This window comes from Prevotella heparinolytica, assembly GCF_002998535.1.
Taxonomy (GTDB): domain Bacteria; phylum Bacteroidota; class Bacteroidia; order Bacteroidales; family Bacteroidaceae; genus Bacteroides; species Bacteroides heparinolyticus.
In genome coordinates, this window is record NZ_CP027234.1 from 657,588 (window position 1) to 673,435 (window position 15,848).

A 15,848-nucleotide genomic window follows, 5' to 3' on the forward strand; every position below is an offset into this window, starting at 1 on the left:
TGCCCGCACTTGGTTGTCCGCAAGCCCGCATTTTGTTCTCTGCAAGGCTGCACCTTACTGCTTGCAGGACGCCACTTTGAGGCCTGCAAGACGGCACTTCATGGTTGTTGCGCCCTCAGTTTGCGGGGCACATGAGGTGCGGTCAGGTGTTCCATGTCGCCGTGGTCTCGTCCCAATAGGCCGTGGCCGAGGGGCGCGGTGGAGCGTTCGCCGGTATGAGGCAGCCCAGATAGGTGCGTTTCCCGTCGATGCACTGCTCGTAGCGGTAGGGGTCGGGAGGGATGGCGGTCGCTACGCCGGGCGTGGCTTCCAGCCTGAGCAGGGTTTGCCGCAAGACCTGCGAGGTGTTTCGTCCTGCCATGGTGAAGTAGGCGAAGTAGCGCTTCACGTCGCTGAGTTTCAGCAGTTCACCGCCTTTCCCAAGGTAGATGATGTGCTGCTCGAACACCTTTACGGCCTCCTTCAGGTGGCGGCTCAGCAGGTCGCCGTAGCCGCTTTTCATGAAGACCACTTCGAGCCACGAACTGTCGTTTTGCATTTCGTCGAGGTAATGCTTCCAGGGCAGGATGGCTTTGTTTTCTACCTCCACCTCCACCTCCACCACCGATGAGGGGGATATATGGGGGAGATATTCTCTATTCTTCTCTTCTCTGTTCTTTTCTTCTCTTACGCGCGCGAGGCTTTTGCTGTGCGTTAAGTTGCTGTCGCACTGCGGTTTATCTGTGTTTTCGGACGTCGCCCGACTGCTTGCCGACTCGGAGCCGGCTTGGAGTTGGCTCCGGGTCGGCACGGGGTTGGCGGGTGCTTCGCCCGAAGAAGAAACGATGGCTGTTGCTTCTCCGTTTACCGGTTCGGCTGTCGCCTTGTTTCTGTTTTCGGGGATTCCGTTGCCTGTCGGTTTCGACTTTTCACGGTTCATCGCCGGGACGGTTGTTTTTTTGGCTGCCGTTTTTGTTTCCGTGGCGGTGGAGGTTGCTTTTCGGGCACGGGGCATGGTTTGTGCCTTTTCCGTTTTTGTTTCCGTGGCGTGGCTCCCGGTTCTTTTCCGTTTTTCGGTGGTATTTTTCTTTGACACGGATTGCTCCTTCCGCCACGGCTCGTAGAAGTCGATGGCCGACGAAAACATGTCTCCTTCGATGACGAACAGGCCGTAGTTCCTGACTATTTTTTCGAGATAGGCTTGTGGGAAACCTTTCTGCTGCATGAGTTTCAGTTGCCCGAGGAAAAGGCGGGCGGAACTCTGGCTGTAAAGTTGTTCGATGATGAAGAGGTAGCTGCCATATCCGCGCGCTCCTTCTTCGTCGATGAGTTTGAAGAGCCTGCTGTCTTGGCTCATGTTGAAGCGATGTTTAAACCAACTATAGCTTTCCATTTTTTGTTTTGTATCTGAGTTATGCTGTTGTGGCTGCAAAGTTAAGGCCTGCGAAGACAAAATGCAAATGCACCAAAAACCGGGTTCGCGGCATTTTATAGCCCTCACAGCATGTTCTGAGGCCGATAAAATGCCGCGAACCCGGTTTTTCATAAAATTATCGATATATTGATATTTTTTCTGATGGTTTTTATAAATGTCTTGTTAGTCAGTGGGTTATGGAAGCGCTTCGCCGGAGGTGGGGAGGAGGTGACGGATGCGCCGGCAAGATCTTTACACGTTATTTCGATTAACAATGCTATGCTTTTTACACATAAATCGAGGTTTCCTGCAATAGAATCTATCGTACTTATTCTCCTTATTGGAGCCGGTTTTCTTTTTATGATTTAGGATGCTGACGACGCAGGATAACACAGATTTTCTCTTCCCTCAAAAAATAAATCTGCGTAATCAGCGTCTGAAAAGTCAAGAACACCCATTCCCTCCTGAACCGTCAAGAAAAAAGAAAATAATCTCTCTATAAATTATCAAGAAAACGGAAAGGATAAAGCGGGGGCAGGGCAGCCTGATGCGCGGATGTGCCGTGCGTGCGTTGTTGTCACTCATCGTTCTTTCAGTGCTTGCGGGTGTGCTTGTACTTCCGGGTCACTTTCCTCATAGACGCCATTGCGGCCGCCATACCTTTGGTGATTTCGGGCTGCTGCTCCATGTAGGCGTTCAGCGTCTCCTTCAAGGTTTCCAACACGGCGAGCGTTTCCGCTCTGTGAACTGTTTCGAACGAATAATTAAAAATCTCTCTTTCGTCGAATGCGATTCGGATGTCTACTTTTTATTCATAATTTTAAGTAAAATGGCGCAAAGATAGCAAAATTCCCTTTTCTTGTATAAAAGAAAACAGCCGATTGCAGATGCGCAAGAGTGCAAAAGGAGGAAAAGCGTTTTTCCCTCGCCGGAAACGCTGATTTTACCACAAAAACCGGCCATAAAATTTGGATACAGGTATGAAATGCCGTAACTTTACGGCACGCAAGATTCTTACGAAACCGTGAAAATCCATGCTGTCGAAACAATTACATAAAGGAAAAAACAAGACAATGAACAAAGGGATGAAAGAACCGGGACAAATGCTTTCCGAAAACGGAGCGGTTTACGGCGAAACGGAATTTTCGGCTCAACTTCCGCAGGCACAACAGGAAGAAAAAGTGCGGCAACTCATAGCTGAAGGCTTTGCCATAAACTTCGTGCGATTCACCCCGCAGACAGTGGTGCCTGAAAACAAAAGGTCATGGAAGGGCGGCGGACACATGTACTCTTTCGACTATGCCTATAAACTGAAGTCCGTGAGAGATTGGCTCTTCATGCAACAAAAATAATCTCTTTCCCTCAAAAAAAACGCCATCATTATAATAAGCAAGAAACGTAACCACCCTAAAAATGGAGCAGAACAACCACCCTTTGATATCCTTCGGAATACCCGTGTACAATGCCGCCGACCTGATAGAGCGCACCCTGCTGTCTGCCCTGAACCAAACCTATCCGAACATCGAATACCTTTTTGTGGACGACAAGGGCAACAGCATGGACATCGTGCGCCGTGTGGTGAACGGGCATCCGCGCGGCCATGCCGTACGCATCATCGACCAGCAGCGCAATCAAGGGATAGCCGTGGCCCGCAACGCCATTCTGGACCATGCGCAAGGTGAGTATCTCTTCACGATGGACTGCGACGACGTGATTGTGCCCGACTGCATAGAAATTCTTTACAACCAAATGCGGAGCCATCCCGTGGACTTCGTGGCCGCCTCGTTTGTGCGCATGGACATGAACGGAAATACCTACAAAGGCTGCCGCTACGAAGATACCCTCGTAGAAGGCGGCACCTATCCCGTGGCGCGCTACCGCTACGGCGAAGGCAAAGAGCTGTTTGTGGCCTCGTGGAATAAGCTGTACCGGCTCGACTTCCTGAAAAAACATAACATACGCTGCCGCCCCGGACACTACAACGAAGACCCTTGGTTCACCTACCAAGTCATCCTGAACGCCCGTTCCTGCCACCTCATTCCCCATTGTACGCTGCACTACACCTGCAACCCCGAATCCGTCTCAGGCCTCTCCGCCTCGCGAGGATATACGGAGAACATAGCGCGCCAATACGTTGAGATACAGCAGTTGAAGAGCAACTACATCCGCCCCCTCACTGCCGAGACATTCTATCGCAAGCTGTTGGCGGACATCATGCAGATGAGCCTCTACCATGCCTATCGCATCGCCGACTCACGTCTGCTGCCTGCCGCCTTGAGGAAAGAGCTGATGCGGCAGATCCTGTCGGTATATTTTACCGCCCCCGCCCGCGACCACGGAGGAAAGCGAACGGCCAAATACCTGCTTCTCCGCGCTTTCTTCTCCCTGCCCATGACACTGAAGTGCGGCATGGTCGGTTTAGGCAGGACATTGCAAGTGAAAAAGCGGATAAGCAGGTGGGTGCATTTTAAACATTAAGACGATAGAAGCCTATGGTGTCCATCATCACTGTAAATTATAATGGTTGGCAAGACACATGCGAACTGCTGTCTTCGCTGAAAAAGTTTGAGACCTATCCTCACGAAGTGATCGTGGTGGACAATGCCTCGAAAGGTGACGACGCAGAGCGTATCAGTGCCGCACACCCCGATGCGGTTGTGGTGCGCAGCGAGCACAACCTCGGTTTTGCCGGAGGCAATAATCTGGGATACAGGTATGCGCGCGGCGAATACTTGTTTTTCCTGAACAACGACATGGTGGTAAAGCATCCCATGCTGGAACCCATGGTGGCGCGGCTGTCCGACTTGAAAATAGGCGGGGTGTCGCCCTGCATCCACTACCTCTACAAACCCGAAGAGTTGCAGTATTACGGCTACCGCGACATGACACCGTTGACGCTGAAGCATACCACCGAACCTTTCGACCCCTTGCGGGCGGCCGATTTCATGCAACCCAAAGAGACCGAGGTGCTGCATGGTGGCGCAATGATGGTACGCCGTGATGTGATGGAGGCCGTTGGCCGGATGACAGAGGTATATTTCTTGTTCTACGAAGAGTTCGATTGGAGTCACCGCATGCGCAAGGCTGGATACACCTTGTATTACGAACCCGGAGCGGAGGTCTACCACAAAGAGAGCATGAGCATTCCCAAGTCCACCCCTTTCAGGGAATACTACTTGTCGCGCGCACGGATGATATACGCCCGCCGCAATTGCAGTGGATGGCGCAAACCGTTGGCCTGTGCCTATCTGCTGCTGGTGGTTCTGCCCAAGAAAATGCTGATGTTCGCCGTCGAAAAGCGGCTCGACCTGCTCTCTGCCATATGGAGGGGCACGTTTGCCGGATTCCTGAAACGTTCGGTGTCGGGCTGACACGGGACTGGAGGAGGTGTGTATGCGTGAGCTCCCTCTTATCTGAAAGGGCGAGGAATGAATCTGTAAATAATCGTGTAATGTGCAATCTATGAAAGTATATATCAAGAATAGAAAAAGAAAAGCCGGACAATTCCAGTTTTATATGCATCAGTTTGTAGAGGCGGCTATTGCCCGTAAAATTACGCCTCGCGCAGATGTGCTGTTTGACGTGACCTTCAGTCTTAAAAAAGTTCTGTCGGCTCTTTCCTCATTGCGTTCTTTCATCTTTAAGAAAAAAATGCCGGCAGGAGCTGCAAAAGCAACCAGTGCCGTGGTTCCGGCCAGCGGCGGAAATTCCTTGAGGAAAATAGGCATGCGGCTGTATCCGTGGCTCAACAAGACCGAAAAGAAAAAGGCCATTATCGTGACAACCACCGGAGCCACTTTTTTCAGAAATGCGTTTCCATTTTTCTATCGGTATGAAATCATACCGGTGCTGTGGGATGTGTGGCCTTCTACGTGGGAAAGTTTGTTTAGCGATCTGAAGTTGTTCGAATGCAAGATGGTGTTTGTTACGGCAAGAGACATGGCCCGGAAAATTTCTGAAGAACTGGGAATCGAGGCTCATTGGATTCCCGAAGGAATAGACTTGGGCGACTATGACAAAGGAAACGACTTGTCGGAAAGGCATGTGGAGGTGTACGAGCTTGGACGGCAAAAAAAAGAATATCATGCCATATTGGAAAAACTTCATGCGGCAGGCATCATAACGCATTATTACAGAAACAGATATGCAGAGGATGGAAGACTCTTGCAACTGGCTTTCCCTACGGCGGAGGAGTTGCTGGAGGTTCTGTCGGACACAAAGGTGCTTGTCTCTTTCCCGCTCACAGACACCGACCCGCAAAAGTCGGGAAACCTTGAAACGTTGACCCAACGCTATTGGGAAGCGATGTTGAGCCGGTGCCTCATTGTGGGCAGGGCTCCGAAGGAACTGATTGATTTGATAGGCTATGACCCGGTGGTGAATATCGATTGGGAAAAACCCGGGGAGCAAATGGAAGAGCTGCTGAAAAACATACACACTTACCAGGGATTGGTGGACCGTAACTATGCCACGGCCTTGGAAAATGCGTCATGGCTTGACAGAGTGGATAAGATAAGCAAGATTCTGGCCGACCGTAACTATCAACTCTGAACCCGTGCAGGGCAGGAGGAGGTTATTCCGTCTTCACCCACCGTCCGGATGCGGCATCCAGTTTTTTTATGATTCGGGCCGGATTGCCCACAGCCACGCTGTAAGCCGGAATGTCTTTGGTTACAACGCTTCCCGCGCCTACAATGACGTGCTCGCCTATCTCGACGCCTGCCGTGATGATGGCATTGGCGCCAATCCACGAGCCATCGCCTATCCGGATGCCACGGGTACTTACGCCTTGTCGGTGTATGGGCAAACCGGGATTCTCGTAGTTGTGGTTCAACCCCGACAGCACCGTGTTTTGTGCCAGAATCACATGATGCCCTATCTGCACGGGGCCTATAAGGGTGGAACGCAGTCCGATGCGCGTATGGTCGCCGATGATGACATCGCCCACCCCGTTATCCACTACGCAATATTCTTCGATGGTGCTGTCCGCACCCAACCGGAATCGGTTGAGCGGCGAAACGTTGATGACCGTATTACGGCGGATCACCGCCCCTTTGCCGTGGTGGAACACCAATGGATTCACCAGCCATTTCACCCATAAACGCGGGCGTGCATTGGAAAACATCAGCCGATGGATGCGTTTTTTCCATACAGGCGATTGCTTGATGCTGTTCTTCAGCTTTGCTATCTGTTTCATGGCTTCATCTGCGTTTAAATTCTTCAATGGCTTGGTATATCTTTTTCACGCTGTTCTCCCAGCTGTGGGTGTGGGCAAAACGGATGCGCTCTTGCGACAATGCCGTGTCATGTGTCTCGCCCACGGCAACCCTGAGTGCTTTTATCCACGATTCTGTGTCGTTGGCCAAGTGCGTGTGCCGGCCAAACACGTCGCGCATGGTGTGCGTGCCGGTGGCAACAACCGGTTTGCCCATGGCTAGGTACTCGTCTATCTTCAACGGATAGTTTCCTTCTGTAATAGGGTTCACGTATTGAGGGTTGATGCAGACGTCGAAATACCGGATGTAATGCGGAAGCATATCCACATCCTTGCGCCCCACGAAGAAAGCGTTTTTGAGTTGATGCAACGCATGGCCCTTGAAATGTTCGTCTTCGGGTCCCACAAAAACGAAGTTGTATTCGGCAAGCTGTTGTATCACCGCATACAGCAGTTCTCCGTCTATCCTGCTTTGGATGATGGCACCCGTATAGCCGATGACAGGAGAGGAGATACCTGCCATATCGGCAGGCCGTTCGTGTTCGATGCGAGCATCGTAAAGTTCCAGGTCAACGCCGGTGTTGGTTGTATGTATATTGCCATTCAGGGGTTTCAGCTCTTCCGTGAAATAGTCCGAATTGGTCAATACGATATCAGATTGGGCCACGATGGCCTGCTCGCAGCTCACACCGTATTTTTTCCAATAATCCACCCCGATAACGTAATCGCGGCGATAGTATATAGAAATGTTGGGACGGAGCAACTGCTTGAGGTAGCGGCTTCGGAAAATATCCGTATCAATGATATGGGTATAGTTCTGAATCTTATATTTTTTTATCGTCTTCTTGATGGTACGGGCTATAGTGTAGTTGTTGCAATAATTCATCAAATTGAACAACCACCTGAATGGCATGTTGCCTGCGGGTAATGCGGGAATGCGGCAATAAATAATGTGAAGATTGTCATTGACTGAAACAGCGTCAGGCTTATTCGGTCGCTCACCTTTCCGCATCCATTGCAAAATACCGGGAGGAGTATTGATATAGAATACTCTGTTCTGTCTCGAAATCTCTATGGCTGTATTCTTGATAGTACTGCCTATTTCGATATCCCATGACTGAAGAGTGGTAATGATGAAATCTGCCATACTTGTTAGCTTTTTATTCTTGACTGCTCCGTGCGAGAGAGGCGTGTAGTGATTTCGTTGTATATTTTTCTGTAATCCTCGGTCGTTTGTTGCCAAGAGAATCGTTTTACGCGAGCCAATCCGTAGGCCGATTGAGCCTGATAGTATTCCGTGTCATTCTCCAGCCTTAGCAGTGCTTTTGCTATTTCGTTGAAATCAGAAGGATTTACCAGTACCCCTCCTTCGCCGGCCACTTCGGGCAACGAAGAGCAATTGCTGGTGATGACGGGTGTGCCGCATGCCATGCTTTCCAGCACCGGTATGCCGAACCCTTCTTGCAAAGAGGGATACAAGAAAGCGAAGGCGCCGTTGTATAGCGCAGGCAGGTCTTCGCCGGGCACATAACCCGTATAGACAATGTCGGGAGTGCAATATGCAATCCCCATCTTGCCCAGCAACTCTTCCACGTATTCGCGCTTCAGACCGGTGACAACCAGTTTCAGGGCTCGTTTCGACCGTTGCAAGTATGCATGATATGCACGCAACACGCCTTCCGTGTTTTTTCTCGGATCGGTGTTGCCCAAGAAAAGCAGGTATTTCTCGTCTGCCAGGTATTTACGGGTAACGGGTTTCGTCTCCTCGTCCGTCAAGGGGCGGTAGCAATCGCTGTAACCGTTGTGCACTACGCTGAGCTTCCCTTTTAATTGTGGAAAATAGGCGAGGATATTGGCCTGTTCTGTTTCAGACACAGTGATGATGTGTCGGCAACGTGCAACGATGCGGGGTACGTTCCAGCGCCGATAGTACCATCCTAATTGCTGGTAGCGCGACATCTTCTTGCTCTTGGGTGTATTCAGGAAAATAATGTCGTGCAAAGTCAACAGCAATGGAGCGGGGCTGTATAGTGGGGCCGTGTTCGATGTGCAATGCAATATGTCGATGTGCATGCGGCGCACGGCTCGCGGAAGAACCCATTGTTCCCACAGCGGATATACAGGGCATTTCAGCTCCACCACTTGCATGTTCCTGCCACTTTGCAGGCAGCGGTCCGGCCCAGGGGCAACGAATACGAGGTACTCATTGCCGTCATCCTCTTGCTGTAACCGGTGCAACACTTCAAGGATGACGAAATCCATGCCATGTTTATCTGCACGGAATATCCGTTGGGTTTCAATGCCTATCCTCATTCTTTTAGCTTTTTGTTTCTTTTTTCTTTCTGAAAAGTCGTGCTACATGACTGAATGCCGAGGCTACTATCAAAATAGGTAAAGGCCAGAAAGCTTTACGGAAACGACGGCTCACTTCTCCTTCGGGCAAGGCCATGAGGTAAGAAAACAGCAAAATCCCTAATAATACATACCACTTGATGCTGAGAGGCCAGTTTGCCAATGTCATGATAACGGCACCCAATACAATATAGGCTATGAGCAACAGTCTGGATGGCATCAGCCACTGAAACAGCTTTTCGCAAAGATCCCATTTTCCTTGCAGGAAGGCCAAAGGAAATTGCATCATGGCGGTAGCCTTGCTTTGATATTCTGCTGACAGCCAACGTTGACGTTCTTTGCTGTATTCGGAAGTTTCTTCTTTCTTTTTGCAATAGCAAACTACCTCTTCCATATACTCGGTGTATATGTTTTCCTTCAGCAACTCTATTTCCATGGCTTTGGTAAAGTCACTGCCCTTCAATCTGGGCATAAGACGCTGGAACATCTCAAAATCGAACATCATGCCCGAACCTATGAGGGCCGACGAAAATCCGAGTGCTGTATGCGCCTTACGGAAGAGATGGTTGTTGATCTCTTCGCTGGTGGCACTCAAAATGGCTATGTTGGTATTCAGGTTCTCTGTCATGCGGTGTGCCTGGATGGCATCGCAACCCGAATAATAGGCATTGTTGAAGTACTCCAAAGCTTTGGGTACAATCTTATTGTCCGAATTGAAAATCGTAATGGCATCGTACTCGTTGTGGGAGTAACGCTCCATAACCTGCTGTATAGCATAGATCTTGGTACAGTATTCTTTATCCGGCACCACAATGTTGACAGGCATTTGAAGCAGTATACTGAGATCTTCTTCGGGTAGTTGGGTAGCTGCAACGGCAACGTCGTATTTGTCGCGCGGATAATTCTGGGTATCGAAAAAGTGGTTGATGGATTCAATAACCTCCTCGCCGTTCTTCAACGCAACGAACAAGACCAGAAAACGGTGCTGCTTTTTAGAAGCAGGGTAGCGATTCCTGTATTTCTGTAAAGAAGCGAGGGCATATACGAATAAATATGCCACGGGGATAGCTAACAGCAAAAAGAAAATAGCATCTGCCATTTGCAACGCATTGTTGTTTTCATTCATCCACCATTCGGGATTGAATATGGAAAAAAAATCGTTCATATCTGTTGGTATCTTTTGTTTCTAAATTATTATTTCATCTTTTTTGAGTTGCTTGTCCATATATGGGCCGTTCAAGATGAACGAGAAAAATATCGCAATGATAAAATTGCTGGGCAAAAATCCCATCCCTCGTCCGGCATAACCGTTCAGCCATATTCCGAAGATACTGCATAGCAGGGCAGTAAGTATCAGCCTGAGCTGTTTGTTCTTTATCCTGAACATTAATAAGTAGCAACTCCTTAATAGGACAATGGCTTGCAGAATGAGATAAAGCCCAAGGCCTACCACTCCGCCTTCTACCCAAATCCCTACATAATAGGAGTCGGTAGGGATAAAATCTTCGTTTAATTCCATAAGTCCTTTGACGTCTACAATCTTTCCTCCTACTCCCACGCCAAAGGGTTTGTCGGCCAAATAATAGGCAAAACGTTTCTGATTCTCAACTCTGACATTGAAAGAGGCATCTTCTGTGGGACGGAAAGCGGTACGCATACGCCTGATGAAGACATTGTCGTTTCCAATGTCGGTGAAATAGAAAAAAGAGAATGTAAATATGCCTAAAAGAAGACTGGTGACCATCATTTTGACGCTCTTGCTTATGAGGCAGTAAAGGGCGATGCCGCCAAAGGGAACGGCCATTGCTCCTCGTGTTCCGGACATCATCATACCAATCCATGCCAATATTGCAATGCCTAAGCAGAAATAACGGGCCATCTTCTTACGGGCTATTATACCAATGATTCCAAAGGTGACGGTAAACATACCCATGGAGGAACCGTAGTTTCCTGCATCAGTATAGAAGGAGAAATAGCGTATACCGCTTTGAAGGATATGAGTGTGCCATGCTCCTCCCAACAACCATTCCATTTCTGTATCGTCAAACCCTCTTCTTTTTTGCCAATAGGCCTTAAAAACTGCCGTAATAATGAACAATCCTAATAGGAACAGAGTGGTACGTAATTGTTTTGTACTGCATAAAAGGACTCCTGAAATAAAGTAGGTGAGGGGAAGCGTTAAGAAAACACTGCGGTTACTTACCAAATCGGCTATTCTGGCATACGGCGTAAGAAGGATGAGGAAACAATAAGTCAACCAGATGAGATAGGTGATGGTCAGCGTATTGAACCCTCTTGTCCAAGAATAACTTTCTCTGTTACTGATAATATTGATGGATATGGAGAAGAGGCAGAATGCCAAAGCGATATCCAATATCCCGCTTAATCCTTCTATTCCGCTATAACGGTAAATGGCAGAAAAATAGCATGTGGCGGTTGCAAATAGCACATAGCTCAACATAGGCTTTTCTATGGCATATATAAGGATTATTGCCACCAATGGAAGTAGCGTGACTGCCGCGAAGATGAACCAATGTTGCGTGATGAGACTATATGCCATGGCCAACAATCCCAGAAAGAATAACAAATAGTTTATTCCGGAGGCTGTCAGTCTGAAATTGTTGTCTTTAAGTGCAAATGCCATTATTCACGCGTTGTTTTAATCGTTAATTATTTGATGGCAGCTTGTTTGGCCGTCAATCCTAATTGCGCCAATCGACTGAAGAGAGAATGCGTCGGGGTCTGAGGAGGCAATTCTCCGGTGAACGACTCTACTACTTCACGGTCAGCATTGTTCAGATATAAATACAACGGAGCATCGTCGATCACGGTTTTTATATATTGCAATGTTGTATTGTCACTATTACGCCACAGACGACAAGCATTGGCCACCAAAACATTTACGTCCGCTTTATGCAGAACCGGCAGAGGAATAGAAGCCGTGTTGATGGCCGGATACTCTACCAGAATAATGTTAGGCACGGGTTCTGCTTGATTGGGTTGCCAAAAATCAGAAAGTTGCTGTGCATTGACGTAAGCGGCTGAGGAGGGATCGAAATCTACTTCTGCCTTCACAATGCGTATGTTCAATCCTTCGGTCTCCCAGTAGCTTGCAAAGAAATTGCCGAGGTAGCTTTTGCCTTCTCCCGTTTCCATACTCAACAAGCTGATCACGGTTGGTCGGTCGGGCTGTATATACTTATTCAGCCGTCGGCAACTATAAGCCGCTGCTATACGGTTGCAAGCTTTGAGGAAACCACGGAATTTAAGGTTGTTCGTACCGTTGAATGCCGCAATAACAGGAAGTCCCGTCAGGCGCTTGCTGCGTATCGGATCTCTCAATGTATGGTCAAGCAACTCTATGAGTAGGTGGAATGTGATAATAAACAGGAGGCTTCCCACGAATGCCACGAGAATATAGAGTGAACGTTTGCGCCCATTGTCCGTTAAAGGGTATTCCGGAGGAGCAACGTCTTGCAGGTTATTGGTGTTCATCTCAATGTTCTTCAGGCGAAGATTTGCTTCGGCCAACCCTCTGATCTGGTTGCGGTAATTGTCTTCAGCAATGCCGATGGCGCGTTGTTTGCGTGTCACTTGGGTGCCCACGGGAGACATTTGGCTGTACTGGTCGAAAATATCTTGTTGGCGATCTTGCAACACTTTCAATTCGGCACCTGCCTTGGCCTCATTTACCAATGCGGTAAGCCATTCGCTTACCATTTCCTGTATGCCTACTCCTTCTTTTGTGAAATTGAATTCATTTAAATTATCGGAGATGTGACTGATGTTTGCTTCCGCCTTCCGAAGTGCCTCTCTGTCTTTTATCAACTGCTCATGGGAGGCTTGGGCTTTATCGGATGTGAAAATTTCCTGCTCCATGATGTTCTGATTGAGGGTGCTGACTTTGTTCAACTCCTGCAACAAGTTTGTGTTGTTACGGATAATCTGCGCACGGATATCCATTTTATTGTCGAGCATTTTACGCAGTGCCACAGCTGACTCATACTCACGTAAGGCTTTTTCTTTGCGGTCGTCAACGCCGTAGCGGGTATTGGCTAATGCTTCGGTTTCTTCGCCATAATTAATAACCCGTTCTTTTATACAATATTGCATTAAATCATCTTCTTCCTCATTCAACAGCTCTTTGGCCAAACGCACTTGCTCTTCAAAATAGGCTATTACGTCTTTGGTCGCTTTAAAGCGTAATATTTCGTAAGCCTTCATCAATTCATCGATGATAATGATGAGCGTTTGCTGGGTTATTCCGGGGTCGGCCGAGGTGTAAATCAGGTTAAGAATGTCGCTGGCACCGGCGCGCTTCACAATAATCTCTTCCAAAGCCTTGGCACTGTAGAATGGTACCGGTCGGTTAAACATGGCGTATACAAAGTTCCTACCATCTTCTTTACGATAGTTGTAGAGGGCTTCTGTGGTCTTGTTTACGTCTTGTCTGTCCACTAAAGCCAATACCTCTTTGGGAGTATATTGCAGTAGTTGGCGATAATGTCTGGCCTGGATATAGTGATTGTCGTTCCACTCTTCACCATAGGTCAAGGCATTGGCAAGTAGTCTCACTGAAACTTTCTGTAAAGTACCACGCGATTTTGCAAGATTGATAAGGTTATCGAATGTGCTATTAATCGTTAAACTATTTACATAAGTTCCATCTATTGACGTCTCATTAGTGATTCCTGCGTAAAGACTCCCTTCTACTGTGTAGTTGAAAGGTAAGAATTGGGTAAAGTAGACAACCAAACCCGTAACAAACAGACTACCCCATAATAACCAATATCGGATGCGATAGATAAATTGAGTGATGAACTGAGCTATATTCATTTTTGTATTTTATTTATCCTTTATAATTTTTACGTTGGTCAACATCTCTAATAGTATGATGGAATTATGCAAAGCTACACGACTTTGTTCATAATTGGTAACTGCTCCCGAACGGCGTCCACGCTCCAAAGAGAGAGTGATGATATCAATTTTTCCTTGAATGAAGTTGTTCTCGGATATTTTCATCTGCGCATTGTATAAGGCTGCCGTTTCGGCTTTGGCTTTAATGGTGGCCAGCTGTTCGGTGACGGCATTATAGGCTTCCAATATCCTGAGACGGCGTTCCTCCATTACTTCTTCTTGCGCATATTGCAACTGCTCTATGTCGTACTTGTATTTTTTCAACTTTTGTGGACGGTTTATGATGTCTCCTATGGGTATGTTGACGCTTGCACCTATATTGAAAGTATGTTGTGCGCTCGACATGGATGTTTGATACATAGGAGTGAACTCGTTACTTGCATTACCGATGATGTTATAGCGTCCGTAACCATACGCCCCATTGATTCTGAAGTAGTTCATCCAATCACGTTTTTGTAGCAGATATTCATTTTTTGATTGTTCCACTCGTGAGCGGGCTTTTTTTACGGTCGCATTTTCAACCACGGCATCCAAGAATACAGAAAGTGGGGGAATCTGAAGTTCGTCAAGATTCTCAGGAATGTTTTGGGTAGCCAATTCGGTTGTTATTGCCTCCAGCTTCCGGTCTTCCATGTTTAATTTCTGCAATATCTTGATGCGTTCTTCCCGCGACATCTCCTGTTGTGCAAGGACTGATAGGGGCAACCCGAATGCCCCTAACAGGATGGCGCAATAAACGATGGACTTAATGTATGTTTTTATCATATCCAATGTTAAGTTATTGTTATCTTAATTATACGTTTTCTTTTTGAATAAATGCCGTAAAAGTTTTTAAAAGTATCTTCATATCCAATGTAAAGGAGAATTCTTTTGCATATTTGATGTCCAGTTGTTTGCGCTCGTCGGCAGACATGCGACCGGAATCACCGCGTTTTTCTACCTGCCAAAGTCCCGTCAGCCCGGAGGGACCCATGAAGCGGTCGATGGCGTCGTCACTGGTCAGCAGTTCGGCTTCGTAGAGGGGGAGGGGGCGGTTGCCTATGATGCTCATGTCTCCCTTCAGCACATTGATGAGCTGTGGAAGTTCGTCAATGCTGTATTTACGGATGATGCGACCTACACGTGTGACGCGCGGATCGTTTTCTATCTTGACAAAGGCGTTCTTTTTTTTCTTCTCTTTCTGTTTGAGGAAGTCCTGTTCTGCCAGAACGAAGTCATCGGAGATGATTAAGTTATCAGAAATGGATATGTCGGTATCGTCGCCGATGAGGTCTTTCGTCTCTTCCGTTGCCGGTTGTTCCGGCTCTTCGGTTTGGTATTGGTTGAGACTGCTCAACTCCCTCAAGCGCTTGTCGGCATCGGTGTACATGGAGCGGAATTTCAGAAAGTCGAAGATGTTGTAGTTGGTGCCTACGCGCTTTGACTTGTAGATGACGTTTCCTTTACTCTCCAGACGGATGGCAAGGGCTGTGATAATCAGCAGGGGGGAGAGCACAATAAGGGCTAAACCTGCAAAAAACAGGTCGAAAAGTCGCTTCCATAACGGAAGGTGAAAGATGTCGTCCCGGCTTCGGCTCTCTTTGAATTCTTGCAGTTTATTGGCCTCGCGTTTCTTGAGGTAGTCGCACATCTGCCGGATACTTTCTTCGGACGTTTCAGGTGGAAGACTGTTTTGCACCCCGGCTTTGATGTAAAGCGGGCGTTCTTTGGGGGTTATCTTGTCGGTAACCAATGTGATGTATACTCTTGGAAAGCGTTGGTGAAGACGGGTGATGGCGGGAGCGTCTGCTTCTGCCGAAGTTTTCTCATAAAGGATAGTCGTGCTGTATCGTTCGCGGATGCCATCGAGAATTTTTGGAGCTTTGGCAGCCTCGGATACAACGATGAACATGCCATTGGTCATTTGTTGCAAATGATCGATGGTAGTGCGATTCTGACCTATATAGATGTAGTAGAACATTCCTTTATGTA

14 protein-coding genes are annotated in these 15,848 nt (G+C 47.9%); 4 read left to right on the forward strand and 10 right to left on the reverse strand.

Going from position 1 to position 15,848, the window contains the following annotated elements; genetic code table 11:
• Positions 1-142: 142 nt before the first annotated feature.
• A complete protein-coding gene (locus C3V43_RS02675) occupies positions 143-1,372 on the reverse strand; it encodes a DUF7833 domain-containing protein (RefSeq protein ID WP_164996212.1) in 1,230 nt (409 codons plus the stop codon).
• Between the two features lie 613 nt (positions 1,373-1,985).
• Positions 1,986-2,114: a hypothetical protein gene (locus tag C3V43_RS15030; RefSeq protein ID WP_262494715.1), complete on the reverse strand. Its 129-nt coding sequence runs from the start codon at positions 2,112-2,114 to the stop codon at positions 1,986-1,988.
• 352 nt (positions 2,115-2,466) lie between these two features.
• Here C3V43_RS15030 and C3V43_RS02685 point away from each other — a divergent pair, with 352 nt between their 5' ends.
• The 4 genes from C3V43_RS02685 to C3V43_RS02700 all read left to right on the forward strand — a co-directional run bounded on the left by C3V43_RS02685 (position 2,467) and on the right by C3V43_RS02700 (position 5,944).
• Positions 2,467-2,745, forward strand: a complete 279-nt coding sequence (locus C3V43_RS02685) for a hypothetical protein (protein WP_129588724.1) — start codon at positions 2,467-2,469, stop codon at positions 2,743-2,745.
• Positions 2,746-2,806: 61 nt separating this feature from the next.
• Positions 2,807-3,871 (forward strand): glycosyltransferase family 2 protein, encoded by a 1,065-nt coding sequence (locus C3V43_RS02690; RefSeq protein ID WP_106068485.1) that lies wholly within the window; start codon positions 2,807-2,809, stop codon positions 3,869-3,871.
• A gap of 14 nt (positions 3,872-3,885) precedes the next feature.
• Positions 3,886-4,764 carry a glycosyltransferase family 2 protein gene (locus C3V43_RS02695; protein WP_106068486.1) on the forward strand — a complete coding sequence of 293 codons (879 nt, stop codon included), beginning with the start codon at positions 3,886-3,888 and terminating at the stop codon, positions 4,762-4,764.
• 91 nt (positions 4,765-4,855) lie between these two features.
• Entirely contained in the window at positions 4,856-5,944 is a 1,089-nt protein-coding gene (locus C3V43_RS02700; protein WP_106068487.1) for a hypothetical protein, read from the forward strand.
• 22 nt (positions 5,945-5,966) lie between these two features.
• On the opposite strand, the gene C3V43_RS02705 is transcribed toward C3V43_RS02700, so the two are convergent.
• The 8 genes from C3V43_RS02705 to C3V43_RS02740 are packed head-to-tail and all read right to left on the reverse strand — an operon-like array spanning position 5,967 to position 15,837.
• Positions 5,967-6,590, reverse strand: a complete 624-nt coding sequence (locus C3V43_RS02705) for an acyltransferase (RefSeq protein WP_106068488.1) — start codon at positions 6,588-6,590, stop codon at positions 5,967-5,969.
• A 4-nt stretch (positions 6,591-6,594) separates the two neighbouring features.
• Entirely contained in the window at positions 6,595-7,755 is a 1,161-nt protein-coding gene (locus C3V43_RS02710; protein ID WP_106068489.1) for a glycosyltransferase, read from the reverse strand.
• 5 nt (positions 7,756-7,760) lie between these two features.
• Positions 7,761-8,921, reverse strand: coding sequence for a glycosyltransferase family 4 protein (locus C3V43_RS02715; RefSeq protein WP_106068490.1), 1,161 nt, complete (start codon positions 8,919-8,921; stop codon positions 7,761-7,763).
• A 4-nt stretch (positions 8,922-8,925) separates the two neighbouring features.
• Positions 8,926-10,125 (reverse strand): glycosyltransferase family 2 protein, encoded by a 1,200-nt coding sequence (locus tag C3V43_RS02720; RefSeq protein WP_106068491.1) that lies wholly within the window; start codon positions 10,123-10,125, stop codon positions 8,926-8,928.
• Between the two features lie 21 nt (positions 10,126-10,146).
• Positions 10,147-11,604 (reverse strand): O-antigen ligase family protein, encoded by a 1,458-nt coding sequence (locus C3V43_RS02725; RefSeq protein ID WP_106068492.1) that lies wholly within the window; start codon positions 11,602-11,604, stop codon positions 10,147-10,149.
• 26 nt (positions 11,605-11,630) lie between these two features.
• A complete protein-coding gene (locus C3V43_RS02730; protein ID WP_106068493.1) occupies positions 11,631-13,796 on the reverse strand; it encodes a GumC domain-containing protein in 2,166 nt (721 codons plus the stop codon).
• Positions 13,797-13,805: 9 nt separating this feature from the next.
• Complete coding sequence (locus tag C3V43_RS02735; RefSeq protein ID WP_106068494.1) at positions 13,806-14,642, reverse strand: TolC family protein; 837 nt, start codon at positions 14,640-14,642, stop codon at positions 13,806-13,808.
• Positions 14,643-14,670: 28 nt separating this feature from the next.
• Positions 14,671-15,837 (reverse strand): sugar transferase, encoded by a 1,167-nt coding sequence (locus C3V43_RS02740; protein WP_106068495.1) that lies wholly within the window; start codon positions 15,835-15,837, stop codon positions 14,671-14,673.
• Positions 15,838-15,848 lie beyond the last annotated feature (11 nt).